This window comes from Cryptosporangium phraense (assembly GCF_006912135.1).
Lineage (GTDB): Bacteria > Actinomycetota > Actinomycetes > Mycobacteriales > Cryptosporangiaceae > Cryptosporangium > Cryptosporangium phraense.
Window position 1 is genome coordinate 1 of sequence record NZ_VIRS01000002.1, and the last position, 25,619, is coordinate 25,619.

23 protein-coding genes are annotated in these 25,619 nt (G+C 71.3%); 16 read left to right on the forward strand and 7 right to left on the reverse strand.

Going from position 1 to position 25,619, the window contains the following annotated elements; translation table 11 throughout:
• Positions 1 to 302: 302 nt before the first annotated feature.
• Complete coding sequence (locus FL583_RS02315; RefSeq protein WP_142702779.1) at positions 303 to 1,142, reverse strand: sugar phosphate isomerase/epimerase family protein; 840 nt, start codon at positions 1,140 to 1,142, stop codon at positions 303 to 305.
• Complete coding sequence (locus FL583_RS02320) at positions 1,139 to 2,284, reverse strand: dihydrodipicolinate synthase family protein (protein ID WP_205751793.1); 1,146 nt, start codon at positions 2,282 to 2,284, stop codon at positions 1,139 to 1,141. The genes FL583_RS02315 and FL583_RS02320 overlap by 4 nt, the downstream gene beginning before the upstream one ends.
• 150 nt (positions 2,285 to 2,434) lie before the next feature.
• Here FL583_RS02320 and FL583_RS02325 point away from each other — a divergent pair, with 150 nt between their 5' ends.
• From FL583_RS02325 to FL583_RS02350, 6 genes are read left to right on the forward strand one after another with little or no spacing between them, the layout of a single operon-like run.
• Positions 2,435 to 3,214 carry an enoyl-CoA hydratase/isomerase family protein gene (locus FL583_RS02325; protein ID WP_142702781.1) on the forward strand — a complete coding sequence of 260 codons (780 nt, stop codon included), beginning with the start codon at positions 2,435 to 2,437 and terminating at the stop codon, positions 3,212 to 3,214.
• Positions 3,211 to 4,761: an acyl CoA:acetate/3-ketoacid CoA transferase gene (locus tag FL583_RS02330; RefSeq protein ID WP_205751794.1), complete on the forward strand. Its 1,551-nt coding sequence runs from the start codon at positions 3,211 to 3,213 to the stop codon at positions 4,759 to 4,761. Before FL583_RS02325 ends, FL583_RS02330 begins: the two co-directional genes overlap by 4 nt.
• A gap of 25 nt (positions 4,762 to 4,786) precedes the next feature.
• A complete protein-coding gene (locus tag FL583_RS02335; RefSeq protein WP_142702782.1) occupies positions 4,787 to 6,109 on the forward strand; it encodes an MFS transporter in 1,323 nt (440 codons plus the stop codon).
• The gene (locus tag FL583_RS02340) at positions 6,106 to 6,852 is read left to right on the forward strand and encodes an SDR family NAD(P)-dependent oxidoreductase (protein ID WP_142702783.1); all 747 of its coding nucleotides are present in this window, start codon (positions 6,106 to 6,108) and stop codon (positions 6,850 to 6,852) included. Before FL583_RS02335 ends, FL583_RS02340 begins: the two co-directional genes overlap by 4 nt.
• Positions 6,853 to 6,871: 19 nt before the next feature.
• Positions 6,872 to 7,882, forward strand: a complete 1,011-nt coding sequence (locus FL583_RS02345) for a LacI family DNA-binding transcriptional regulator (RefSeq protein ID WP_170323445.1) — start codon at positions 6,872 to 6,874, stop codon at positions 7,880 to 7,882.
• Between the two features lie 33 nt (positions 7,883 to 7,915).
• Positions 7,916 to 8,365 carry a MaoC/PaaZ C-terminal domain-containing protein gene (locus FL583_RS02350; RefSeq protein WP_142702785.1) on the forward strand — a complete coding sequence of 150 codons (450 nt, stop codon included), beginning with the start codon at positions 7,916 to 7,918 and terminating at the stop codon, positions 8,363 to 8,365.
• 20 nt (positions 8,366 to 8,385) lie between these two features.
• On the opposite strand, the gene FL583_RS02355 is transcribed toward FL583_RS02350, so the two are convergent.
• The gene (locus tag FL583_RS02355; protein ID WP_142702786.1) at positions 8,386 to 8,763 is read right to left on the reverse strand and encodes a VOC family protein; all 378 of its coding nucleotides are present in this window, start codon (positions 8,761 to 8,763) and stop codon (positions 8,386 to 8,388) included.
• A 480-nt stretch (positions 8,764 to 9,243) separates the two neighbouring features.
• Positions 9,244 to 9,645 (reverse strand): ATP-binding protein, encoded by a 402-nt coding sequence (locus FL583_RS02360; RefSeq protein WP_205751795.1) that lies wholly within the window; start codon positions 9,643 to 9,645, stop codon positions 9,244 to 9,246.
• A 170-nt stretch (positions 9,646 to 9,815) separates the two neighbouring features.
• Here FL583_RS02360 and FL583_RS02365 point away from each other — a divergent pair, with 170 nt between their 5' ends.
• From FL583_RS02365 to FL583_RS02400, 8 genes are all read left to right on the forward strand, one after another.
• Positions 9,816 to 10,844, forward strand: a complete 1,029-nt coding sequence (locus FL583_RS02365; protein WP_142702788.1) for a LacI family DNA-binding transcriptional regulator — start codon at positions 9,816 to 9,818, stop codon at positions 10,842 to 10,844.
• 74 nt (positions 10,845 to 10,918) lie between these two features.
• On the forward strand, positions 10,919 to 12,154 hold the full coding sequence (locus FL583_RS02370; protein ID WP_142702789.1) for a sugar ABC transporter substrate-binding protein: 1,236 nt from the start codon (positions 10,919 to 10,921) through the stop codon (positions 12,152 to 12,154).
• A complete protein-coding gene (locus FL583_RS02375; RefSeq protein WP_142702790.1) occupies positions 12,147 to 13,064 on the forward strand; it encodes a carbohydrate ABC transporter permease in 918 nt (305 codons plus the stop codon). Before FL583_RS02370 ends, FL583_RS02375 begins: the two co-directional genes overlap by 8 nt.
• Positions 13,061 to 13,873, forward strand: a complete 813-nt coding sequence (locus tag FL583_RS02380) for a carbohydrate ABC transporter permease (protein WP_240746551.1) — start codon at positions 13,061 to 13,063, stop codon at positions 13,871 to 13,873. The genes FL583_RS02375 and FL583_RS02380 overlap by 4 nt, the downstream gene beginning before the upstream one ends.
• Before the next feature lie 24 nt (positions 13,874 to 13,897).
• Positions 13,898 to 15,892 carry a glycoside hydrolase family 31 protein gene (locus FL583_RS02385; RefSeq protein WP_142702791.1) on the forward strand — a complete coding sequence of 665 codons (1,995 nt, stop codon included), beginning with the start codon at positions 13,898 to 13,900 and terminating at the stop codon, positions 15,890 to 15,892.
• A gap of 59 nt (positions 15,893 to 15,951) precedes the next feature.
• Positions 15,952 to 17,058: a hypothetical protein gene (locus tag FL583_RS02390; protein WP_142702792.1), complete on the forward strand. Its 1,107-nt coding sequence runs from the start codon at positions 15,952 to 15,954 to the stop codon at positions 17,056 to 17,058.
• Positions 17,059 to 17,069: 11 nt separating this feature from the next.
• Positions 17,070 to 18,695 (forward strand): substrate-binding domain-containing protein, encoded by a 1,626-nt coding sequence (locus FL583_RS02395; protein WP_142702793.1) that lies wholly within the window; start codon positions 17,070 to 17,072, stop codon positions 18,693 to 18,695.
• 39 nt (positions 18,696 to 18,734) lie between these two features.
• Positions 18,735 to 19,187, forward strand: coding sequence for a hypothetical protein (locus FL583_RS02400; RefSeq protein ID WP_142702794.1), 453 nt, complete (start codon positions 18,735 to 18,737; stop codon positions 19,185 to 19,187).
• Here FL583_RS02400 and FL583_RS02405 read toward each other — a convergent pair.
• Positions 19,184 to 20,005 carry an arylamine N-acetyltransferase family protein gene (locus tag FL583_RS02405; RefSeq protein WP_142702795.1) on the reverse strand — a complete coding sequence of 274 codons (822 nt, stop codon included), beginning with the start codon at positions 20,003 to 20,005 and terminating at the stop codon, positions 19,184 to 19,186. The genes FL583_RS02400 and FL583_RS02405 overlap by 4 nt on opposite strands.
• A 70-nt stretch (positions 20,006 to 20,075) precedes the next feature.
• Here FL583_RS02405 and FL583_RS02410 point away from each other — a divergent pair, with 70 nt between their 5' ends.
• Positions 20,076 to 20,894 (forward strand): alpha/beta hydrolase, encoded by an 819-nt coding sequence (locus FL583_RS02410; RefSeq protein WP_142702796.1) that lies wholly within the window; start codon positions 20,076 to 20,078, stop codon positions 20,892 to 20,894.
• A 716-nt stretch (positions 20,895 to 21,610) separates the two neighbouring features.
• Here FL583_RS02410 and FL583_RS02420 read toward each other — a convergent pair.
• Positions 21,611 to 21,820 (reverse strand): F0F1 ATP synthase subunit C, encoded by a 210-nt coding sequence (locus FL583_RS02420; RefSeq protein ID WP_142702797.1) that lies wholly within the window; start codon positions 21,818 to 21,820, stop codon positions 21,611 to 21,613.
• A 526-nt stretch (positions 21,821 to 22,346) separates the two neighbouring features.
• Here FL583_RS02420 and FL583_RS02430 point away from each other — a divergent pair.
• Entirely contained in the window at positions 22,347 to 23,897 is a 1,551-nt protein-coding gene (locus FL583_RS02430) for an AbfB domain-containing protein (RefSeq protein WP_142702799.1), read from the forward strand.
• Here the strand turns inward: FL583_RS02430 and FL583_RS02435 are convergent.
• Positions 23,887 to 25,614 (reverse strand): hypothetical protein, encoded by a 1,728-nt coding sequence (locus FL583_RS02435; protein ID WP_142702800.1) that lies wholly within the window; start codon positions 25,612 to 25,614, stop codon positions 23,887 to 23,889. The two genes, FL583_RS02430 and FL583_RS02435, sit on opposite strands and share 11 nt — an antisense overlap.
• Between the last annotated feature and the right edge of the window lie 5 nt (positions 25,615 to 25,619).

Below are 25,619 nucleotides of genomic sequence, written 5' to 3' on the forward strand. Positions count from 1 at the left end.
GCCCGCGCTCGGCGTCCGTGCCTGCGTTCGGCGTTCGCGCTCGCCCCTGCGTCCGCGCCCGCGCGATCTGAGTCCGGTCGGCGGTCGGGCACAGCCCCCGGCTTCGGCCTCGACGGCCTACGTGAGACGACCGGCAAACACCGGCAACGAGCGCGCCTGAGCAGCGATGATCACGTCGAACAAGACAAAGTTGACGGCCTCGACGTGACCGGGCGCGACCCGAACCGGCCGCCCGACCCGCGAGGACCGGTAGCGGCTCCCCACTTCCGGCTACGAGTCCCTCGAAAAGAGCCCGTTTCCGGTCAGCCCTCAACAGCGACGCGGAAGGCGTCGACGACGCGCTCGGCGACGACGCGCGGGTCGGCGTCCCAGATCTCGCGGCGGAAGATCTCGACCTCGATGTCACCGCGATACCCGGCCTCGTCCAGCTGCTCGACGATGGCCGGGAAATCGATGTGCCCCTCACCCATCAAGCCGCGCGCGAGCAGCGCGTCCGCAGGAAACGGCGTGATCCAGTCTCCGACCTGGAACCCGGCGATCCGGCCGGCCCGCCCGGCGCGGGCGATCTGCCGGGGCAGGTCAGGATCCCACCAGACGTGGAACGTGTCGATGACGACGCCCACGCCGGTGACCGCCTCGGCGATGTCCAAGGCCTGGCCGAGCGTGGAGATCACTCCGCGGTCGGCGGCGTAGATCGGGTGCATCGGCTCCAACGCGAGCGTCACCCCGGCGGCTTCGGCGACGGGCGCGAGCTCGGCAACGGCCTCGGCGACGCGCTCGCGGGCACCGGGCAGGTCACGGTCGCCGGGCGGCAGGCCGCCGGGGACCAGCACCAGGACGGCGGCGGAGCCCGGTGCGCCCGCGGCCGCCAGGGTCGCGGTCTCCTCGATCGCGCGGCGGTTGTCGTCCAGCGCGGCTTGGCGCACCGGGCCGGCAACAGCAGTGAAGAAACCACCGCGGCACAGCGAGGAGACACGCAGGCCGGAGTCGGCGACCCGGGCCGCGGCCTCGGCCAGGCCGACGTCCTGGACCGGCTTCCGCCACAGCCCCACCGCCGGGATGCCCGCCTTGACCGTGACGTCCAGCGCGGTGGCCAGGTCGGCCCGGTTGATCGTCGCGGTGTTGAGCGACAGGCGACTCACGAGACGACACCGTGCACGGCCAGGTACGCGTTCCACCGGCGAGCCGCCAGATCCGGGTCCTCGAGCGCACCGGCCTCGTCGGCCAGCTCGATCAGCGTCGACAGGTGGGGCAGGCTCCGCGCGGCCTGCAGCCCGCCGACCATCGCGTAGGCCGGCTGGTGACCGTTCAGCCAGGACAGGAACGCGACCCCGGCCTTGTAGTGGTACGTCGGGGTGGCGAACACGTGCCGGGCGAGCGTCTCCGTGGGCCCGAGGATCGACCGGTACTCCTCGGGGCGTCCCGCGTCGAGGGCGGCGACCGCCGCCGCGGCCTGGGGACCGACGGCGGCGAACGCGCCCAGCAGGGCGTCGGAATGGTGCTCGCCGTCGCCCTCGATCAGGTCGACGTAGTGAAAGTCGTCGCCGGTGAACATTGTGGCGCCACGGGGGAGCCGGGCGCGCAGGGCGATCTCGCGGTCGGCGTCGAGCAGGCTCATCTTGATACCGCGAACCCGATCGGCGTTCTTCTCGATGATTCGCAGGACCGTTTCCTCGTCCGACCCGAAGTAGCCGGCCAGCTCCGGGTCGAAGGCATCGCCGAGCCAGTGGAGCACGAGCGGCGCCCCGGCCCGATCGAGCACCTCGCCGTAGACGCGCTCGTAGTCGGCCGGTCCGGTGGCCGCCCGGGCCAGGTGCCTGCTCGCCATGAGCACGACGCCCGCGCCGTGGTCCTCGGCGTGGTGCAGCTGCTCGACGTAGGCGTCGATCACCGCGTCCAGGTCGACGACCGGCTCGTCGACGTGGTCGGTGTTCACCCCGACGACCAGATCGCCGCCGACCGACCGGGCCTCGGCGGCGCTCCGGGTGACGAGGTCGCGGGTCGCCCGGCGATCCAGCCCCATGTTGCGCTGGGCGGTGTCCATCGCGTCGGCCACCCCGAGCCCCCACGACCACAGGTGACGGCGGAAGCCCAGGGTCGCGTCCCAGTCGATGTCGGCCGGCGCGCCCGGCGTGTTGTCACCGGCGATCCGGGGGACGACGTGCGCCGCGGCGTACACGGTGCGTGACCGGAGGGGCGTGGACGGCCGCTGCCACGCGGGTGCCTGGTCGAGTTCGCGCCGCCCGACGGAGCCGTCGGTGTGCAGTGTCCGTATGTAGGCCACTTCGCCCGCCTCCGTATCGCCAGGTAACCGGTTACCTCGCGACGTTATCGAGAGCCGCGACATCGGTCAACAGGAGAAATCAGGGCTTGCCCAACGGCCGCCACCGCGCTTACTGTCCGCCAGGTAACCGGTTACCTGTGAGGAGGGGCGATGCTGACCCAGGCCGTACAGCTGGACGTGACCGGCCCCGTCGCGACGATCACGCTGTCGAACCCTCCGCTGAACCCGCTGACCTGGGCGATGCGGGAGACGCTGCGCGAGATCGCCGAGCAGCTGCTCAGCCGGGAGGACGTGCGCGCGGTCGTGCTGCGCTCGGCGTCCGACCGCGCGTTCTCGGTGGGATCCGACATCACGTCGTTCCCGTCGGACGAGGAGGCCGGCCGGGCGGTCTCGGAGCACGAGCACGCGGCCTACGCCGCGCTCGAAGCCCTGCCGCAACCGGTCGTCGCCGCTCTGCGCGGCCACGTGCTGGGCGGCGGTCTGGAGCTGGCGCTGACCGCCGATCTCCGGATCGCGGAGGAGGGAAGCACCCTGGGCCTTCCGGAGGTGCGGATCGGCGTGTTCGCCTCCGGCGGCGGCACCCAGCGCCTGCCGGCGGTGATCGGAGCGGGCCGAGCCGCCCACCTGCTGCTCACCGGCCGCTCGATCGACGCCGCCACCGCACTCGACTGGGGCCTGGTGACGCAGATCGTCGGGCCCGGGGAGGCCGACCGCGTCGCCCACGAATTGGCCGAGGAGATCGCCGCGCTGCCCCGGCACGGCGTGGCCGCGTCCAAACGCTGCCTGAACGAAGGGCTGGTGCACGGGCGCGAGCGCGGTCACCGCGTCGAGATCGAGGAGATCGCGAAGGTCTACGCCTCCGCCGACGCCCGGGAGGGCGCACGTGCCTTCCTCGAGAAGCGTCCGCCCGTCTTCACCCACGCCCGATGATCGAGAGGACAGAGATGCAGACGCTCACCGCCGCCGAGGCGGTCGCCACGCTGGCGTCGGACGCGACCGTGGTCATCGGCGGCTCCGGTGGCGGGCACGCCGTCCCCGAGGCCCTTCTCGAGGCACTCGAGGAGCGTTACCTCACCACCGCCGAGCCGCGCGACCTGACCACGATCCACCCGGTCGGGCTGGGTGACAAGAAGAGCAGGGGCGCGCACCGGCTGCGGCACAAGGGACTGCTCAAGCGGGTCGTGTGCGGCACGGTCGTCGACGCCCCCGGCATCGGCGAGGCCGCCGCGCGCGGCGACCTGGAGCTGTTCACGGTCCCGCAGGGCTCGCTGTCGCAGCTGATGCGCGACTCCGCGGCCCGCCGGCCCGGCCTGATCACGAGCGTCGGCGTCGGCACCTACGTCGACCCCCGCCTGGGAGGCGGCAGCCAGGGCGCACCCTCCGATCGGCCTCCGTCGGAGGCCGTCGACCTCGACGGCGAGGACTACATCCTCTACCGCTCCGTACGGCCGGACGCCGCGTTCCTGCGCGGGACGACGGCCGACGAGCGCGGCAACGTGTCGATGGAGGGCGAGGCGTACTTCGGCGAGATGCTGTCGATGGCCCAGGCCACCCGCAACAACGGGGGCCGGGTCGTCGTGCAGGTCGCCCGGGTCGTCCCGGCCGGGACGATCCCGCCCAAGACCGTGAAGATCCCGTACTTCCTGGTCGATGACATCGTCGTGGTGCCGGACCAGCCCACCACCTACACGACGCCGGTGAGCCCGGCGTTTGCCGGTGCGGAGCGCGTCGAGATCGGGTCGCTGCCCCCGCTTCCCGCCGGCACCCGGGGTCTGATCGCGCGCCGGGCCGCCCGCGAGCTGACGCCCGGCGCGGTGTGCAACCTGGGTTCGGGGATCTCCACCGGCGTCTCCCTCGCCGCGGCCGAGCAGGGCGTCCTGGACGCCGTCACGCTGACGAACGAGCAGGGGCTCAACGGCGGGCTGCCGGCCAGCGGGCTCGACGCGGGCGCCGCGGTGAACTACGACGCGATGCTCGACCAGCCCTACCAATTCGACTTCTACGACGGCGGCGGGCTGGACATCGCGTTCCTGTCCTTCGCCGAGGTGTCCGCCCGCGGCGACGTCAACATCAGCCGGTTCGGCGGACGCATCGTCGGCGTGGGCGGTTTCGTCAACATCAGCCAGGGCGCTCGCAAGGTCGTGTTCAGCGGCACGCTGACCGCGGGTGGCCTGGAGGTCGCGTGGGACCGGGCGGCGCAGCGGCTGTCCGTGGTCACTGAAGGGCGCTCGCAACGGTTCGTCGAGGCCGTCGAGCAGATCTCGTTCAGCGGCCCGCTGTCGCAGCGGCGCGGCCAGACGATCCTGTTCGTCACCGAGCGCTGTGTGTTCTCCCTCGACGCCGACGGCCTCACGCTCGTCGAGGTCGCCCCCGGCATCGACGTCGCGCGCGACATCGCCCCGCACGTCGGGTTCGCGTTCCGGATTGCCGACGACTGCCGGCCGATGGATCCCGCCCTCTTCGACGCTTCGTACTGACCCCTCACGGACAAGGACGTCTCTGATGAACCCTCACTCGAGAGAACAAGAACGGCGGGTATTGCTCGCCGGCACCGTCGGCTCCGTCGTCGAGTGGTACGACTTCGGGCTCTACGGTGCCGCATCGGCGCTGGTCATCGGTCCGCTGTTCTTCTCCAGCGGCCTCTCTCCGGCCGCCGCGACGATGGCCTCGTTCGCCACGTTCGCGATCGGCTTCTTCGCCCGCCCGGTCGGTGGGCTGCTGATCGCCAACTTCGGCGACCGGCTGGGCCGCAAGCCCGCGCTGGTGTTCACGCTGGTGCTGATGGGCGGCTCGACGATCCTGATGGGCTGTCTGCCCACCTACGAGCAGATCGGGCTGTGGGCGCCCCTGCTGCTGGTGCTGCTCCGGCTGCTGCAGGGCGCGGGGGCGGGCGCGGAACTCGCCGGCACGATGACGATGATCTCGGAGACGATCCGGCCCTCCCGGCAGGGCTTCGGCACCGCGGTGCCCAACGCGGCGACCGCTATCGGTTCGGCGCTGGGCGTCGTCGCGTTCCTCGTGGTGGCGCTGCTGCCCGGCGACATCCTCCTCACCTGGGGCTGGCGCGTCCCGTTCTGGATCAGCGCCGTCATCCTCGTGATCGCGTGGTTCATCCGTCGTCGGATCGAGGAGACGCCGGAGTTCGCCGAGGCCAAGCGGCGGGCCGAACAGGCGAAAGAGGTCCGGGTGCCGATGTGGGCCCTGCTCAGGGACCACCGCCGGGCCGTGTTGCTGGGCTTCGGTGCGATGGTCGGGCACCAGGCGATGTCCTACATCACGACGACCTTTGCGCTGACGTACATCCGCGACGACCTCGGCATGTCCCAGACCCTCGCCCTCTCCGCGTCGCTGACCGCGTCCCTCGTCGGCGCCGGCCTCGGGGTGTGGGGCGGGCTGCTCACGGACCGGTTCGGGGCCCGGCGGATCTTCCTCCTCGGCGCGAGCTACTGCCTGCTGCTGTCCTTCCCCTTGTTCCTGCTGCTGGGGACCCGGGTGCCCGTACTCGTCGTGGTCGCCCTGGTGGCGACGTACTCGGTGTCGTTCGGGTTGATGGCGGGCGCCCAGGGGTCGTTCCTGGTCGACCTGTTCCCGCCCGAGGTGCGGTTCTCCGGGGTCGCGACCTGCCGTGAGCTCGCCGGCACCATCATCGGTGGTCCCGCGCCGCTGATCGCCGCGGCGCTGGTGTCGGCGGCCGGCGGCGCGCCCTGGCTGTGCGCGCTGTTCCTCGTGCTCTGCTGTTCGCTCTCCGTCGTCTCTCTGCTCGCCGCGCGCACCCGGACCGTCCCGGCCGCACCGGCGTCCGTCGCGGAGGCGAGCGTCGCATGAGCGCGTTCCGCCTCGACGGCGAGGTCGTCCTGCTGACCGGGGCCACCGGCGGTCTGGGGCAGGCGATGGCCCGCGAGCTCGCCGCCGCCGGAGCCCGGCTCGCGCTCGCCCATCTCGACGACCACGAGCGGGCCTCCGAGCTGGCCGCGTCGCTGGCGGCCACCGAGGTGCTCACCGTCGCCGCCGACCTGACCGACCCCGACCAGGTCGACGCACTGTTCGACCAGGTGGAGGCCCGGTTCGGCGGCTGCACCGTGCTCGTGAACAACGCCGGCATGATGGAGGAGTCGGCCTTCGCCGAGATGAGCGTCGAGCACTGGAACCGCACGCTCGAGGCCGACCTGACCGCCCCGATGCTCATGTGTCGCCGCTTCGTCCGCGGCGCGGATGGACGCGGACGCATCGTCAACGTCTCGTCGCAGCTGGCGTTCAAGGGAGCCCGGAACTTCGTCTCCTACACCGCCGCCAAGGCCGGCGTGGTGGGGTTGACGCGCGCTCTGGCCCGCGAAGTCGGTCCGGGTGTGCGGGTGAACGCCATCGCGCCCGGGCCGGTGATCACCCCCCTCATCGCCGACCTCGCGGACGATCCGCAGTGGGTCGCGGAGCGCACCTCGGGCGCGGTCACCGGCAACGTCGCCACCCCGGAGGAGGTCGCCCCGATCGTGGTCTTCCTCGCCGCCGAGGCGTCGGCCCTGCTCCACGGCCAGGTGCTGCACGCCAACGGTGGCGGGGTGATGTTCTGAGCGAATAATGTCTCCCACGATGACCGATGGCCCAGCGATCCGACGCCCCACCGTGCGGGACGTAGCGGAGGCCGCCGGTGTCTCCATCGCTTCGGTGTCGCGAGTGATCGCCGGTGCGACCAAGCCGGTCTCCGAGGCGACCCGGCGGAAGGTGATCGAGGCGGCGAACCGGCTCGGGTACACGCTGAACACCTCGGCCCAGAGCCTGTCCACCGGACGCACCGGCACCGTCGGGCTCGTCGTCCCCGATCTCGGCAACCAGTACTTCACGACGATCGCCCAGGAGGTCGTCCTGGCCGCCCGGGAAAGCGGGTTCTACGTACTGGTCGCCGATTCGCTCGACGCCACCCACACCGAGCCGACGCTGGCCCACCAGACGCAGCTACGGTCGGACGCGTTGATCCTCTGCAGCCCCCGGGCGAGTGCCACGGCGCTGGCCGGCGTGCTCGGAGTGGGCAAGCCGGTCGTGACCGTGAACCGGCGCCTGACCGGAGCGGCGAGCGTCTGCACCGAGGTCACGACCGCCACCGCGGCGCTGGTCGACTCGCTGCTCGATCAGGGGCACGTCGCCTTGGCGTTCATCGGGGCCAGCGCGGACTCCGAGCAGATGCAGAACCGGTGGCGGTTGATCGAGTCGAGGGCGGCCGAGGTGGGCGGGCGGAGCCTGCGCATCGATCAGGAAGAGGCGGACATCGAGGGGGCCGTGCGGTCGGCGGTGGCCGCCGGGTGCACCGGTCTGCTGGCCGCGAACGACGTCCAGGCGGCGGCGATCCTCCAGGCCCTGACCGGGCTGGGTCTCCGGGTGCCGGCCGACGTCTCCGTCGTCGGATTCGACGACACTCCGCTCGCCCGGTGGGTGACCCCACGCCTGACAACCGCGCACATGCACGAACGACAGGTGGGCCAGGCGGCCTGGGCGGCCGTGTACGGCCTGCTCGCCGACCCCACCGCCATCACCCACACGGAGTTCACCGCCGACCCGGTCTTCCGCGAGTCCGTCGGTCCCGCGTCGCTCCGTCACACGTCGTAGTCCGCATCGCGGGCTACCGGAAGGACGATCACCATGGAGAGCGATCTCCGCTGGGCCGACCTCGCGGTCGGCCGGAAGTTCCGCACCCCGGCCCGCACGATCACCGAGGCGGACGTGGTGCAGTTCGCCGCATTGACGGGGGATCGCTCCCCGATGCACACGGACTACGACTTCGCCCGAGCCTCGGACTTCGGCGAGCCGATCGCGCACGGGCTCCTGGGTCTGTCGTACGCCCACGGGCTGATGTTCGGCACCGAGCTCCTCGGGCGTAACGCGATCGCGTTCCTGGGCATCGAGGAGTGGCGTTTCCATGCGCCGATCGCGTTCGGTGACACGATCCACTGCGAGTTCAGCGTCGCTTCCGCGCGGCTGCGTCGCAACGACCCGTCGCAGGGCGTCGTCACGTTCGACACCCAGGTCCGTAACCAGCACGGGACCGCGGTTCAGTCCGGCCGGAAGATCCTTCTTATGAACACGGCCTGAGCAGGTCGGAGACCTGTCTTTCAGCCGATCCGGTCGGGATCGATCTCGTTGACCTTGACCAGTAGCCCGTCCGGCGTGCGTAGTTGGAGCTGCCGGCCGAATCCTTCGTCGGACGTAGCTCGCGCGACCTCGACACCTCGGGTCCGGGCGAGGTCTTCCACGGCCTCGAGACGGGTCATCGACTCGAAGTTCAGCTCCACGTCGCCCTCGCCCTGAGCCGGATTCGGGGGGTGCGCGAGCAGGCCGATCTGGGCGCCCCCGATGCGGATCTGGACCCAGTCGCCGTCCCGGCTGCCCTGCACCACCTCACCGCCCAGCGCCTCGAACATCGCGACCGTGGCGCCCACGTCCGTGACGTGCACCATCGGTTGCAGCACCAGCTCCGGTTCGTCCACCACGGTTGCTCCCTGTTCGTTCGTACAGCCGCTCCGGCAACTATGAACCGGGCGGTTGGCGGTCGCGAGGCGTGGACACTGATCGGGCATGAAGTCGCGTCCCCCGGCGGCCGTGTTCGTCCTCGGCGGGCTGGGCCTGGACGGCCCGATCTGGGAGGGCGACGGTCCGGCTCGCGCCGCGGCTGCGCTCGGGTCGGGAGCGACGCTGGCTGGTCGTCACCCGCGACTCCACCCGACGGCGGGACGCGTTCTCGTCGTACTGGATCGAGATCGACGGGCAGCGGGCCGGTGTCGTCCGACGCGGGGACACGCTGACGATCGAGCTCGCGCCGGGCGCCCACGATGTCCGCGCGGTCATCGAGCGCAACAGCAGCCCGCTGGTCCGCCTGAACCTCGCTCCGGACGAGGAGGCGCGGCTCTCGGTCGAGCCGGACACCGCCGCGGTCGACTACTGGATGATGCTGACCGGCACCGACCGCTACCTCAAACTCCGAACTGCGCCCACACGTGCTTCGTCTTCTCCTCGTCGTTGAGGTACCAGCCGATGTCGAAGGCCAGCTTCCGCGCGAGATGCAACCCCAACCCACCCTCGCCCGGCTCGCGCCCGACCGCGTACTCCGGTGGCGTGCTCAGGTCGTGATCGGCCACGTCGAGGATCAGGAAGCCGCCTGCGCGCAGTAGCCGGACGAGGCTGGGCGGCAGGCCGTGCTTGATCGCGTTGGTCGCGAGCTCCGAGGCCACCAGCACCATCTGCTCCGGGATCTCCTCCAGCGTCGCGTCCGGCGGGAACGGGCGTCCGGTGATCGCCTCGTGCAGGGAGGCCCGCAGCCCGCGGACGTCCCGGGGGCTGGCCAGCTCCCACCGCGCGACCTCCGTGTGCGGCACCGGCGGGAGCGAATTCGTCAGAGACGGCATGAGCACCCGGTGCCCGAAAGCGCCCTTCGATACACCGTTCGCCGATTCACAAAGGTCCTCGCTCGGCCTTGCCTCGACTCGCTAACGGGTTTAACGTCCTGCGTCGAACCGTATCGACGATTCGTATCGACGGGGGTGCCGTGACTGCTTTCACTAGCAAGGACGTCGCCCGCCTGGCCGGCGTCTCGCAGAGCACGGTCTCGTACGTGATGAGCGGCAAGCGGCCGATCTCCGAGGAGACCCGCCGCCGGGTCCACGACGCCATCGAGCGGCTCACCTACCAGCCCAACGCCGGGGCCCGAGCGCTGGCGAGCCAGCGGACCAACGTCGTCGGGCTCGTCGTGCCGTTCGGGCCCAGCGCCGACGGGGCCGGGCTGCTGCCGTTCATCGAGAGCATCGCGTTCAGCGCCCGGGCCCAGGACTACGAGGTGCTGCTCGTCACCGCCGACGAGGGCTCGGCCGGGCTGCGCCGGCTGGCCGGCCGCTCGCTGTGCGACGGCATTCTCATGATGGACATCCAGACCGAGGACGAGCGGGTGCCGGTCGCGGCCACGCTGCGCACGCCGGTGATCCTGATCGGAGTGCCGGCCGAGCCGCAGGGCCTGCACTGCGTCGACATGGACTTCGCCCAGGCCGCCCGGCTGGCCATCGGCGAACTCGCCGACACCGGGCACGACCGCGTCGTCATCCTGCAGCACCCCACCGAGGTCGTGCAGCGGGACCTGAACTACGTCGACCGGTTCCTCGGCCCGGCCGTCGCGGTCGCGGCCGATCGACGGCTGCCGTGCCGGGTCACCGAGCCGGTCGAACGCGGCCGAGCCGGAGCGAACCGGGCCGTCGATCAGGTCCTGGCCGACCGCATACCCGGCGAGCGCCTCGGTCTGGTGGTGCCGAACGCCAACGCGGTGCAGCCGGTCTTGCAGGCGTTGAACGCCCGCGGGGTGGCGCCGGGCCGGGACCTGTCGGTGATCGGCGTCTGCATGGACGCCTGGGCCGAGAACTGCGAGCCGCCGGTCACCAACGTGTCCGGCGAGGCCCGCGACGTCTCCCGGCGCGCCATGCAGACCCTGTTCTGGCTGCTCGACCCCACCCCGACCGGCCCGCCGCCGGTCGTCGATCTGCTCGAACCGCGGCTGACGCGGCGCGAGAGCGTGATGCCCATCCCGTGACACCAACCCCCTGACGTACGCGCGCGCGTCATCGATACGTATCGACGACACGGCGTCTGATGAAAGGACAGCGCATGGATCGACGAGGATCGATGTTCCGCCGGGCTTCGCTGGCGGCCGCCGTCGCGGTCGCCCTCCCGTTAGCTCTCGCCGGTTGCGGCGGCAGCAGCGGGGGCTCTTCCGGTGGTGATCCGAAGACCATCAGAGTGCTCGACTACTACAACAACGAACCCGACAAGGGCGTCTACACCAAGGTCCTCGACGCCTGTGCCAAGACCGCGGGGCTGACGATCCAGCGCGAGGCCGTCCCGGGCGACACGCTGATCCAGAAGGTGCTCCAGCAGAGCTCGTCGCGCACCCTCCCGGACGTCCTGATGCTCGACAACCCGGACCTCCAGCAGATCGCCGCGACCGGCGCGCTCTCGCCGCTCTCCGACTACGGCCTGACCGCCGACGGCTACGTGGACGGCGTCGCCAAAGCGTCGACCTACCAGGGGAAGCTCTACGGTCTGCAGCCGGTCACCAACACGATCGCGCTGTTCTACAACAAGGACATCCTGACGAAGGCCGGCGTGCAGCCGCCGAAGACCTGGGACGAGTTGAAAGCCGCGGCGAAGAAGCTCACCAAGGGCAAGCAGTACGGCATCGCGTTCTCGGCGCCCGCGAACTACGAGGGCACCTGGCAGTTCCTGCCGTTCATGTGGTCGAACGGTGGCGACGAGAAGAACATCGCCACGCCGGAGACCGCGGCCGCGCTGCAGTTCTGGGTCGACCTGGTGAAGGACGGATCGGCGTCCAAGTCGGTGGTCGGCTGGACCCAGGCCGACGCCAACGACCAGTTCAGCGCCGGCAACGCGGCGATGGAGATCAACGGGCCGTGGCAGTTCCCGGTGCTCGCGAAGAACCCGTCGCTGAAGTACGGCGTCGTGCCGATCCCGACGCCGAAGGCCGGCGGCACCGCGATCGCCCCGCTCGGCGGCGAGACCTGGACGGTGCCCAACACCGGCAACAAGGACCGGCAGAAGAACGCGGCGAAGATCGTCCAGTGCCTCAACACCGATGAGAACCAGCTCGCGCTGGCCACGCAGCGCCAGACGATCCCGACCAAGACCGCGCTGCAGGGCTCGTTCGTCGCCGAGAACCCGTCGATGGCCGCCTTCAGTGAGCTGGTGAAGAACGCCAGGGCGCGCACCGGCGAGCTCGGCGCGGACTGGCCGAAGGCCGCGACCAAGATCTACACCGCGGTGCAGTCGGCGCTGACCGGATCGGCCACGCCGGAGAAGGCGCTGCAACAGGCGCAGAATGGCTGACGCACGCCTGCCGTCCCGGATCAGCAGTCCGGGACGGCGGGGTCAGCGCGCGTTGGAGTTCCTGTTCCTCGTTCCGGCCGTCGCCTACCTGGTGCTCTTCTTCGGCTACCCGGTCGTCAAGAACGTCGTGATGGGGTTCCAGGAGTACACGACCAAGACGTTCTACACCGGCGAGGCGCCCTGGGTCGGGCTGGCCAACTACTCGGCCGTGATCGGCTCGTCGGTCTTCGACCGGGCCGTCCTGAACACCGCACTGTTCACGGTCGGGTCGATCGCCGGGCAGTTCGTCCTCGGCCTCGCGGTCGCGCTCTACTTCCGGCGGCGGTTCCCGCTCAGCGGCGTGCTCCGCTCGCTGTTGCTGCTGCCCTGGCTGGTGCCGATCATCGTGTCCAGCGCGATCTGGCGCTGGATCCTCGATCAGGACAACGGCGCGCTCAACCGGGTGCTGGAGAGCCTGCCCGGGGTCGACGCGCGGCCCGGCTGGCTGAGCAGCACCTCGCTGGCGCTGATCGCGGTGATCGTCGTCAACATCTGGATCGGGATCCCGTTCAACGCGACGATCCTCCACGGCGGTCTGCAGGACATCCCGCCCGACCTCTACGAGGCGGCCGCGCTGGACGGCGCCCGGGGCTGGAAGGCGTTCCGGTACATCACCTGGCCGTTGCTGCGCCCGGTGGTCAACGTCGTGCTGCTGCTCGGACTGGTCTACACGATCAAGGTCGTCGACCTGATCCTCGGCCTGACCCGGGGCGGCCCGGCCAACTCGACCCAGACCATCGCGACCCAGTCGTACCACCTGTCGTTCGCCGAGTTCGACTTCGGACAGGGTGCGGCGCTGGGCAACATCCTGATCGTCGTCTCGATGGTCTTCGCGTTCCTGTACCTGCGGGCGAACCGGAGGACGGCGTGAACCTCCATCGTGGCGGCTGGTGGCACACCGCCGTCGGGGTGCTCATCCTCGCGGTGCTGCTCTTCCCGGTGTACTGGATGGCCAACGTGTCGTTGCAGACCAGCAGCTCGGCCGAGCAGACGCCGTGGATCCCGCTCCACCTCAGCCTGCACGGCTACCGGCAGGCGCTGCACGACCAGGGCGGCCATCTGCTGACCAGCCTGATCGTCGCGGTCGGCACCGTGGTGTTCAGCCTGCTCATCGCCGCACCGGCCGCGTACGCGCTGGCGCACTTCAAGATCCGGTTCGCGAACGCGGTGCTGCTGGCCATCCTGGTCAGCCAGATGGTGCCGGGGATCGTGGTGGCGAACGCGCTCTACAGCGCCTACAACGACCTGGGCCTGCTCAACTCGGTCGGCGGCCTGATCCTGGCCGACTCCACCGCGGGCATCCCGTTCGCGATCCTGATCCTCCGGGCGTTCATGGGCAGCCTGCCCACGTCGGTGATCGAGGCCGCGTGGGTCGACGGGGCCGGACCGATCCGCACGTTCGTCTCGGTGGTGCTGCCGATGTGCCGGAACGCGCTGGTCAGCTCGGCCCTGTTCACGTTCCTGTTCGCCTGGGGCGACTTCCTCTTCGCCCTCACCCTGACGACCACCGAGGACGTCCGCCCGGTGACGTTGGGGATCTACACCTACCTCGGCTCGTACGTGCCCGACTGGAGCTCGGTCATGGCCACGGCCGTGCTCGCCTCCCTACCCGCCCTGGTGCTGCTGATGGTGGCCCAGCGGTACGTCGCGGCCGGAACCACCACCGGCGCGATCAAGTAACTCCGGCTCGAACTAGGAGCAGCCATGAGCTTTTTCAGCCGTGACGGTGACGCCCTCGAGGTCCGGTTCCAGCGCGAGGTGCTGCGGATCGAGCCGTGGGGCGTCGACAGCGTCCGCGTCCGGGCCGCTCGGGAGGCGATTCCCGCCCACGACGTCGGGGCGCTCGACGTGCCGCCGCCCGCCCGGGCAGACGTCCGGATCGAGGGCGGCCGGCTGGTGAACGGCGAGGTCACCGTCACCGTCGACATTCCCGAGGACGACGGGTTCCCGTTCCCGATCGTCCGGTTCAGCCGGACGTCGACCGGCGAGGAGTTACTGAGCGAGGACCGGGAGCACTTCTGGTGGCCCGGGGCCCGGGTCTTCTACGGCAACCGCTCCGGAGCGGGGGAGGTGCACCAGCAGTTCAAGGCCTATCCGGGGGAGCGCCTGTACGGGATGGGTCAGCGAACGCACGGCCGGCTGGACCACAAGGGGCTCGCCCTCGACCTGATCCAGCGCAACGCCGAGGTCAACATCCCGTTCGTGCTCAGCAACCGCGGTTACGGGTTCCTCTGGAACAACCCCGCGGTCGGCCGCGTGGAGTTCGCCGACAACTGCACCCGCTGGACCGCGACCCAGGCCCGCGCCATCGACTACTTCTTCACGGTCGGCTCTCCGGCCGAGATCCTGTCGCACTATGCGGACGCCACTGGGCACGCACCTCGGCTGCCGGAGTGGGCGAGCGGGTTCTGGCAGTGCAAGCTGCGCTACCGCGACCAGGAGGAACTGCTCGAGGTCGCCCGCGAGCACCGGCGCCGGGGGCTGCCGCTGAGCGTCATCGTCGCCGACTTCTTCCACTGGACGGCGATGGGCGACTACAGGTTCGACCCGGCCGAGTACCCGGACGTCGACGCGATGATGAAGGAGCTGGACGAGCTCGGCGTCAAGCTGATGGTCTCGATCTGGCCCACGATCTCGCCGCTCTCGGAGAACTTCGAGACGATGCGCGACAACGGGATGCTGCTCGGGGCCGACCAGGGCGTCGAGTTCTTCGGGACGACCCGTGACAAGGGCATGCCCGCGGAGTCGGCGATCACGTTCTCCGACCCGTCCAACCCGGCCACCCGGGCGTTCGTCTGGGACGTCGTCAAGCGCAACTACTACGACAAGGGCGTCCGGGTCTGGTGGCTGGACGCCTGCGAGCCGGAGATCCGGCCGGCCCACCCGGGCAACCTGGTGCTGCACGCCGGGCCGGGCGCCGAGACCATCAACATCTACCCGCGGGACACCGCGCGGATGTTCTACGAGGGCATGCAGTCGACCGACGACCCGGACACGGTGCTGCTCTGCCGCTCGGCCTGGGCCGGGCAGCAGAAGTACTCGGCCGCGGTGTGGTCGGGGGACATCCCGGCGACCTGGGAGTCGCTGCGCCAGCAGGTCCGGGCCGGGCTGAGCATCGCGATCGCGGGCATCCCCTGGTGGACCACCGACATCGGCGGCTTCCACGGCGGCGACGCCCGCGACGAGGAGTTCCGTGAGCTGGTCGTGCGATGGTTCCAGTACGGGGTGTTCTGCCCGCTGTTCCGGCTGCACGGCAATCGCGAGCCGCGGATGGCCACCGGCTGGGAGATGACCGGCGGGCCGAACGAGGTGTGGGCGTTCGGCGACGAGGCCTACGAGATCATCAAGTCGGCGATGTTCATGCGCGAACGGCTCCGGCCCTACCTGCACGAGCAGCTCGATCGGGCGGCGTCCGACGGGCTCCCGGCGATGCGTCCGCTGTTCGTCGACTACCCGTCCGACGCGGCCGCGTGGGACGTCGAGGACCAGTTCCTCTTCGGCCCCGACGTGCTGGTGGCTCCGGTGCTGGCGGCCGGCGCGCGGAGCCGCTCGGTCTACCTGCCGGCCGGGACCCGGTGGACCCACGTGTGGAGCGGCCGCACCTACGAGGGCGGCAGCGTCGTCGAGGCCGACGCCCCGCTCGACCAGATCCCGGTCTACCTACGCGAGGGGGCCTCGGTGCCGGTCGCGGCCGGGTGACCGCTCGACGCTTGCCCCGGCTGGCTACCGTGAGCGGTAGGCGCCATTAAGGGGTCGGGGTGAAGCGTTGGATCGGCATCGGGCTGGCCGTCGTGCTGGTCGTCGGCGTCGGAATCATTGCTCTGGTGGGGCGGGACAAGGGCGACAAGGCCGCCATCGGCGGCCGTTGCGAGACCGTCACCACGGTCCGCGGTGTGGTGGGGTCGGAGAAGGTGCCGTACTTCTCCGACCCCCGGGTACAGCAGGCGTTCGCCTCCCACTGCCTGTCGGTGCAGGTCGAGCCGGCCGGCTCGCGGGAGATCGCCGGCCTCGACCTGAGCGCGTACGACTTCGCGTTCCCGTCCAGCGCACCGACCGGTGAGGCGATCCGGCGGAAGGTCAAGGCGCCCCGCGCCTACACCCCGTTCTCCTCGCCGATGGCGATCGCCACGTTCGCCCGGATCAGCGACCTGTTGACGAAGGTCGGTGTGGTGCACCAGGAGGGCTCCTACCAGGTCCTCGACATGGAGAAGTATCTCGCGCTGGTGGCCAAGGGCCAGCGGTGGGACACGCTGCCCGGCAGCACGTTCGCGGCCCGGAAGTCGGTGCTGATCACCACCACCGACCCGCGGACGTCGAACTCCGCGGCGATGTACGCGTCGATCGTCTCGTTCGTCGCGAACGGCGACGCGGTGGTGCAGGGCGCGGCGGCCGAGAAGAAGGTGCTGCCGCTGCTGACCAAGGTGTTCCTGGCCCAGGGCTACACCGAGAACTCGTCCGAGGGGCCGTTCGAGAACTACCTCACCGGCGGGGTCGGCAACACGCCGATGGTGATGATCTACGAGGCCCAGTTCGTGGACCGCCTGCAGCGCAAGGACGGCTCGATCAACCCGGACATGAGGCTGCTCTACCCGTCGCCAACCGTGGTCTCCAAGCACACGCTGGTGCCGCTGAAGCCCCCCGGTGACCAGGTCGGCAAGCTGCTCACCGACGACCCGGCGCTGAGCGAGCTGGCCGCCGAGCACGGGTTCCGCACCAACAACTCGAGCCAGTTCACGTCCGTGCTGAACAAGCTCGGGGCGGCCGCGAAGCCGGTGGCCCACGAGGACATCGTCGACGTCATCGATCCGCCGACCTACGAGACGCTCGAGCACCTGCTCAACGCCATCTCAGCGCAGTACAACTAACGGGGAAGACGATGAGGCTGCTCCTCGCCGCGGTGGCTCTGCTCCTGGTCGCCGCCTGCACCGGGCCCGACGGGAAGCCCGGCTACGACCCGAGCGCGACGACGTCGTCCGGAGCCGCGGTGACGTTACGCGTGCTGGCCGGCAGCGAGCTCTCCGACATGAAGCCGGTGCTCGAGAAGATCAAGGAGCAGACCGGCGTCACCGTGGAGCTCGACTACACCGGCACGCTGGACGGCGCCGAGTCGGTCGCGAACGGCTCGGCGTCGAAGAAGTACGACGCGGTGTGGTTCTCCTCGAACCGGTACCTGACCCTGCTGCCGGAGGCGCGCAGCCGGATCGGCACCCAGCAGAAGATCATGACCTCACCGGTCGTGCTCGGCCTGCGCCAGTCGGCCGTGCAGCGGCTGGGCTGGACCGGCAAGCCGGTCAGCTGGGCCCAGATCGCCGAGGCGGCCTCGGCCCGGAAATTCAGTTTCGGTATGACCGACCCCTCCGCCTCCAACACCGGTTTCTCGACGTTGATCGGCGTGGCCGCCGCTCTTTCCGGCGCCGGTGACGCGCTGTCCACGAAGGACATCGACCGGGTCGCGCCCCGGCTGCGCAGCTTCTTCGCCGGCCAGGCGCTCACCGCCGGCTCGTCCGGGTGGCTGTCGGAGGCCTACCTGCGGCGGACCACCGGCAACGCGCCGGGCGGGGCCATCGACGGCCTGTTCAACTACGAGTCGGTGCTGCTCTCGCTCAACGCCGGAGGCAAGCTGCCCGAGCCGCTGTCGATCGTCTACCCCAGCGACGGCGTGGTCACCGCCGACTACCCGTTCACGCTGCTCAAGTCCGCGTCGCCGGCCGCGAAGATCGCCTACGACACGGTCAGCGGCGCGCTGCGCAGCAAGGACATGCAGCAGCGGATCCTCAGCGACACCCGGCGGCGGCCGATCGACCCGACCGTGGCGCTGCCGCCCTCGATGGGCAACCAGACGCTGATCGAACTGCCGTTCCCGGCCAAACGCGAGGTCGTCGACGACCTGCTGATCAGCTTCCAGAACACGCTGCGCCGCCCGTCCCGGACCGTGTACGTGCTCGACACCTCGGGGTCGATGGATGGCGACCGGATCACGGGCCTGAAGTCTGCGCTCACCGGCCTGACCGGCGCGGACACGTCGGTGACCGGGCGGTTCGCCCGGTTCCGGTCCCGCGAGGAGGTGACTCTGCTGGCGTTCAACAGCTCGACCCAGCCCCCGATCTCGATCACCGTCCCGCCGTCGGACACCGACGCGGCCCTGGCCCGGATCCGGACCGCGGTCGCCGGCCTGAAGGCCGACGGCGGCACCGCGATCTACAAGGCTCTCGACGACGCCTACCGGCTCATCGCGGCGACCCCCGGCCAGGGCGACGCGGTGACGTCGATCGTGCTGATGACCGACGGCGAGAACACGTCGGGCCAGAAGTACGACGACTTCGTCGACGACTACGGAGGCCGGCCGGCGAGCCAGCGGGCGATCCCGATCTACCCGGTGCTGTTCGGGGAGTCGGCCACCGACCAGATGGAGAACCTGGCCAAGCTGAGCGGCGGCCGGACGTTCGACGCGCGCAACGGAACCCTGAACAGCGCGTTCAAGGAGATTCGCGGCTACCAGTGAGCCACCTGCCGTTCACCGTCGTCGTCGTACCCTACGCCGGTGAACGAGCAGAACGGCCGGCAGGCCGAAGTCGACACCGCGGTCCACCGGGCCGCCGAGACCCATCCCCACCTGCGCGCGACGCTGGATGCCCTCCGCGGCCACCTCGGCCGCGCCCACGCGCACAGCGATGCCGTGGACGACGGCGCCTGGGCGGACTATCGCGACCGCCTGGACCGCGGCCTCGCCTCGCTCGACAAGGAGGAGGCCAGGGCGTCCGAGGCCGGTGACCCGGCCGCGCCCGACACGCTGTTCGCCACCGCGACCCAGCTGGAGATCGACGGCTGGCGTCTGCACTTCGAGACCCGCCAGGAGCGGCTCGACACCGGACTGCCGTCGGAGACCGACCGCCTGCGTGCGCTGGCCGCCGCCGAAGACCAGGTCGACGCCTACCGGCGGGGCGAGCGGTCGCGCGAGGACGTCGAGTCGGCGCTGGCCGCCCTGCGCGTCTAGAAGAGCGTGGCGAGTGCGTCGTCGATGCCCGGCGGGAGCTCGATCAGCAGCTCGTCGGTGAGGACTTTCCGCAGGTCGGCGAGGGACTCGAGCTCTCGCCGATCGGCGGTGCCGTCGGCGGCGTAGGCGGTGAACGTGCGCCCGTTGAGCGCCAGCCGGCGTCCGTCGCGGGTCGGCCGGGCGGCGGTCAGACCGGTGACGAAATGGGACGTCGGCGCGGTCGAGAGGAACCAGTTCGGCGCCTCGTCGTCCACCGGGAACGCGGGCGTGAGGTCGAACCGGTACGTCGAGCGCCACTCGTCGCCCAGCCGGATCTGCTGACGCCAGGCCCCTCGTCCGCTTCCCGTCGCGTCCGGATCGTGGACCAGGCGGAAGAGGCCGTGCGGGGTCTCCTGCTCGACGCCGGAGGCGACGCGCAGCGGAGCCGTGAGGGTCGTGGCGCCGAAGCCGACGTCGGTGATGTAGTCCGTGCCGTCGAGGTCGACGTGCAGGAGCTTGTGGCCGCGGGCGGTCACCGCGTCGTCGGGGCCGCCCCAGACGACCCGGGCCTGCAGGCCGGTGGTGGAGAAACCGATCTCGTCCAGCGCGGCCTTCAGCAGCCGGTTGTGTTCGAAGCAGTAGCCGCCGCGCCGGTCGTCGATCAGTTTGGCCCGGAGGTCGGCCGGGCCGAGCAGCACGGGGACGCCGGAGAACGGGTCCAGGTTCTCGAACGGGATCGCGGTGGCGTGGGCGTAGGTGAGGGCGCGGAGCGTCGGCAGGTCGGGGGCGACCGGGCCGGTGTGCCCGATGCGGGTCAGGTAGGCGCTGAGGTCGGTCATGCCGGTCAGCCTCACAGGTGAAGTCCGGTTGAGGTCAATCCTGTCGTAGGGGGGTCCTAGCGTTCGCGGTATGACTGAGTCGATTCGTGGGGTCGCGGCCGGGGTGCCGTTCATCGCCGTACCGCCGTCGGGAGGTGGGCCGGCGCCGCTCGTGGTGGTGTGGCACCTGCTCGACGCACCGCGCACCGAGGTCGCGATGGCCGCCGCGCTGCCGCTGACCGGCGTCCCGGCCTGGCGGGTGTACCTGGGCCTGCCGTTCACCGGCGCCCGCATGCCGCCCGGTGGGCTGGACGAGATCATGGCGCTGGTGCGCGACGACACGCTGCTCAACCTGCACGGGGCCGCGATCACCCAGGCCGCGGCCGAACTCCCGGCGGTGCTCGAGGCGCTGCGCAAGCAGCTGCCCGCGAGCGCGCTGGTCGACGAGCCGCTGACGCTCATCGGCGGCTCGGCCGGCGGCGCCGTGGCCCTGCTGACGTTCGCCGAGCTCGAGCGGCCGGTGCGCGCGCTGGTGGCGATCAACGCGGCGATCCGGGCGACGTCGGTGGTGGCGCTGGTCGAGCGGTCGTTCGGCATCGAGTACGAGTGGTCTGAGGAGTCGCGCCGGCTGGCTGGGCGTCTCGACTTCGTGGCCCGGGCGGGCGAATTTCCCGAGGTTCCGGTTCTGATCGTCAGCGGCGAGCACGATCACGACGACTTCCGGGCCGACGCGGTGGCGCTGCGCGAGGCTTTGCCGGGGGCCAGACTCGTTGTGGTTGCCGGGCTGGCTCATCCGCTGGCGTTGGAACCGGGGCTCGAGGCGGCGGCGCAGACTCCTGAGGCCAGGGAGGTGGATGCGGTTGTCGGTTCGTTCAGTCGGTCGTTGATGGGGTCTGGATCGGAACGTTAGCGGGGCGCCTATGGGCTGTTTCGGGATCGGCGGCGCGACGGCTTACGGATCCCGCGCCGACCGCATCAGCCACCGCAACGCCGTGGCGGCGAAGGTGGCTGCCATCGGTGCGCCGGTGTTCCGGGAATGGCGGCACGTGGGCTCGGACCGTTCGACCCGTAGCCCGAGCCTCGGTTCAGACAGTGATCACGTGGGGCGTCGGCGCGGTCGGCTCGAAGTGGGTTCGGGCCCAGCAGCACGCCGGGGGCGGGCGTGAGAGGGTGCGCCGAGAGCGCTACGGCCGCGGGCGGGGGCGGTCACGCGCGGGTTGCGCCCCATGATTCGCCTGGTGGGCGCGGGGCGCGGGGCGCGGGGCGCGGGGCGCGGGGCGCGGGGCGCGGGGCGCGGGGCGCGGGGCGCAGGGGCGCAGGGGCGCAGGGCCGCGGGGCCGCAGGGCCGCGGGGCGCGGCCAGGTGCAGACAGGTGCAGAAGGGCGCAGGCGGGCGGGAGGGCGGCGGCCGGGGGCTGTTGATCGCCGCCGGGCATGAGCTCCAGTTCCGGCCCGTCGGCGCCATTCCTGGACAAGCCGACCGCGTCAGGCGCCGCACGGGACTGCGGCCGCGTGGCGTCGGCCGCCCGCGTTCCAATTCCCAACTCGGAAGCAGCGCCACGCTGATCGCCGCGTTCGGCGAATAGCCGCGGCGACCAGCCCTCCGGACACGCGTCGCCCGAGCCGATCAGCTCGGTAGCGCGAACGCCAAGCCGATGCCGATGATCGCCAGTGCCTCGGCCAGCGCGAAGCCCAGGATCGCGATGCCCTGGAGCGTCTGACGCGCCTGCGGCTGGCGCGCCACGCCCGTGATGTAGGCGGCGAAGATGAGGCCGATCGCGATGCCCGGCCCGATCGCGGCCAGGCCGTACCCGACCATGTTCAGCGTGCCTTTCATCCAGTGAACCCCTCTCGTTCGATGAAGCCGTTTCACTCCTTCATCGCGCCGAAGGCCACAACCGGTTCTCGTCCTGGGTCTGGCGGTCCTCCGAAAACCGGACCACTGCCCAGCCGATCGGCACCGGCCGCTTCTCGAGCCACGACCACTACCGGAACCGTCCTCGTCACCAACCCGACCCGGGGTCTCGGCCGCGCCGCCGCGCGCGCAATGGCCGACCGGCCCAGCACCGAGCGGCCAGACCTCCCGCTGGTGGGGCGCAGCACCGCGCTGGGCCGGGCGTCGCTGACCGTCGATGACCGTGCGCGCACCTGTGCGACGGCGCGTTCGTCGTCGTCGACGAGGTGGGCGAGGTCGAGCCGGTCGCTCACGATCCCGGCCGGGAGCGCCACCGCGGAGTTGCTCCGCGCGTCCGCGGTCTAGATCGGACAGTTTCCGGATTCTGCTGCGACGCTCCGGTGACTTCAGTTAGCTAGGAAGTGCCTTCCGTTGCTAGTGAGGTCGCTGCTACGAACGGGGCTGAGCCTTGCATCCGACCGGATCGTCCGACTTCTCCGCCCTCCCGGGCTCCGCAGCTGCCCTCCGGGGTACCGCGGGCGCCCCCGCGGGCGCTGCGGGCGACCGTCTCGAACCGCACCTGCCGCTCCTGTTCAACCTCGTCGGACGGGCCGTCGACTCGATACCACTGACCGTGGAGACGCTGCGCCGGGCCGTCGCCGAGGTCGAGCCGTCCGGCGAGCCGGCGGATTACCGCTCCCGGCTCGTCGTCGCCGCGGCCCGGGCGGCGCGGTCGGCCGGCCGCGCGCCGGACGGGCGGGCGGGGTTCATCGACCAGGCACTCGCTCAGCCCGAGCTTTCCGACCAACGGCGGGAAGCCGTCGAGGCGACCCGGTGGATCGCCGAGGACGAGCGCGAGGTGCTGTCGCTGTGGTGGCTGGAGGTCGGCCGGAAGGTCGCCCGGCGCGAGCTCGCGGCCGGGCTGGGCGTCTCGCCGGTCGCGGCGACGGCGGCCGTGCAGCAGATCGAGGCCCGGTTCGAGGACGCCCGGACCGTGGTGCGGGCGCTGGGCGTGACCCCGCGCTGTCTCGGGCTGGCCGGCGTGCTGGCCCGCTGGGACGGGCGGCCGTCGGACCGGTGCCGTCGGCTGATCGCGCGGCACGCCCGGGACTGCGCGGTCTGCCAGGACCGGACGTCGGACCTGATCCCGGCCGATCGGCTGCTGCGCGGGTTCCCGCTGGTGCCGCCGCCGGCCTGGTTAGTGGATCGGGTGACGTCGCCGGGCGCGGAGCTCGTCCGGGTCGGTCCGAAGCCCGGGGGAGGCGGAGGCTGGACCCGTCGGCCGGAGACCCGGCGGCGGGCGATGGCCGGGGTGCGGATCGTGGCGGCCGCGGTCGCCGGGGCGGCGCTGGCCGCGAGCCTGCTCTCCTACGCCCGCGGCGGTGACGACCCGAAGCCGTCCACGCTCACGGTCGGCAGCGAGCGCGCGTCGGCGTCCGCGTCCGTATCTGCGTCAGTACCGTCGCCGACGGCGACGGCCTCCGCGACCGGAAGCCCGACGGCGAGCGCGAACCCGAGCGCGAACCCGAGCGCGCGGCCGCGCGCAGCCGCGAGCCCGCGACCGGCCCCACCACTGCCGTCGCTCCTCGGACGGCACTCGGTACGCGCGGCCACCCGCCCCGGCGCGTACATCCGGGCGATCGGAGGGAAGGCCGTCGTCACCCAGGTCGGCCCGTCGAACTCCGACCCGGCCAAGCTGCAGGCGACGTTCACGCTCGTCCCCGGCCTGGCCGACCGGACCTGCTACTCGTTCCGCGACAGCACCGGCCGCTACCTGCGCCACTTCCAGTTCCGCGTCCGGGTCGACGCCAACGACGGCTCGGCGATCTTCCTGGAGGACACGACGTTCTGCGCCCGGGCCGGCGCGGTCGCGGGTTCGGTCGCGTTCCGCTCGCACAACTACCCCGACCGGCTGCTGCACGTCCGCGGCGACGAACTCGGCATCGACCCGGAAGACGGCTCCACCGCCTACCGCTCCGACACGTCGTTCGTCGTGACGGTCCCGTGGCTCAACGCCTAGTGGACTCCCGGAGGTTCACCAGCAGGACGAGCACGGCCGCGGCCAGGAACGCGAACGTCACGACGTAGCGGCCGTCGATCCAGAGCACGACCAGCACGACGATCGCCATCGCGCCGAGCAGCAACCGCAGCATCACGGCCAGGAACTTGCCCCGGGCCAGCCCTTCGATCGCCAGCAGCAACAGCAGACCGACGATCGCGATCCCCGGGCCGGCGTGGCCGAACGGCCAGAGCAGCGCGGCCACCGCCCCCAGGATCAGCGGCGTGCTGAGCACCGCCCACCACGAACTGAATCGCCCGATCGGCTCCATCGGCATCCGCCGGTGACGCAGGTGCGCGTGCGGGTTCTGCACGGCGAGCGGCCGGTTCGGGTCGATCCGGGACTGCTCGTCGGCGAGCCGGGTCCGCTCCATCTGCAGCCCGAGCAGCTTCCGCTCCTGCCCGGTCAACGCGGTCACCTCCGGTGCCTCGGCCGGCAGCCCGGCTGCGGCGATGGCCAGGTCGCTGCGCAGGTCACCGATCTCCTGGTCGAGCTCGGCCAGCCGGTCGGCGTTGCGCCGGGCCCGGATCTCGACCAGGGCCCGAGCCGCGGTCGGGTTCGGCGCGACCTTGGCCAGCCCGGCCCAGTCGACCGGATCGCCCCACGACGGCCGCACGCTCCCGTCCCGGGCGTAGCGGGGGCCGGCCGGACCGCGTTCACCGCCGAGGCGGTCGCGGGTGTCCCGTCCCCACAGACCTCGGTAGTCCCGGACCCAGCCGGTCTGCTCGTCGATCACCACCGGGTTCCAGGCCTCGGGTTCCCCGGGCCCGATGGCCCGGCCGTCGCCGCGGGCGTAGTCGACGTACGGGATCCCGACGGTCTGGCGGTCCTTCGCCGACCAGGGCGCGACGAGCTGAGCCGACCACCGGAGCGCGGCCACCACCCCACCCAGCTTCGGCGGACGCACCGTGATCAGGTAGTCCCCGGGCAGGTAGGCACCGGAGTGCGACCCCGCGCCGACGAAGACGACCGGGTGACGACCGTCGATCACCGTGAGATCCGGGTCGTCCCAGCGTCGCCGCAGGTCGTCGCCGGTTTCGTCGTGGGCTGCATAGACCACCCAGCGAGGGGACTCGTCGGTGGCATCGAGGTAGATCGTGACCTGCTCCCAGTCGGCCTCGTGCTCGTTGACGCCGCCGAACGCCGACCGCCAGTTGTTGAAGCTGTAGAAGAACCAGTACTGGCAGACGATCCACGGGTCGTCGCGCAGCACCCGGCCGTAGTAGGTGGGTTGATCCGGACGCAGGTGGTCGCGCTGGAGCAGGAACGAGCGGGCCGCGCTGCCACCCGGGACGCTGCCCCGGAACAGCAGCGACGCCCGGTTGCCGGTGTCGATCAGCCGGGCCGCGAGCCCGACCGACGCCAACCGGCTGGCCCGGGCCAGGTGCGCCGGCCGCTCGCGGAGCGGGATGTGGGCGGCGGCGAGGCCCGGCGCGGTGTCGGCGATGCCCGACAACGACAGCCGCAGCCCCTGCTCGGCCCCGGCGACCTCGGCCAGCTTGTCGATCGACAGCCCGCCGGTGGCGATCTCCTCGGCCGGATCGGCGCCCGGTTCGGTGCGCCAGAGGCTCGCCCGGGCGACGTAGTTCTCGACCGAGACCGGAAAGAAGTACTCGCCGCGGGTGAACCGCAGCACCGGCTCGTGGGCGCGCAGCAGGCGCAGGTCGTCCTCCCGCATGCGAC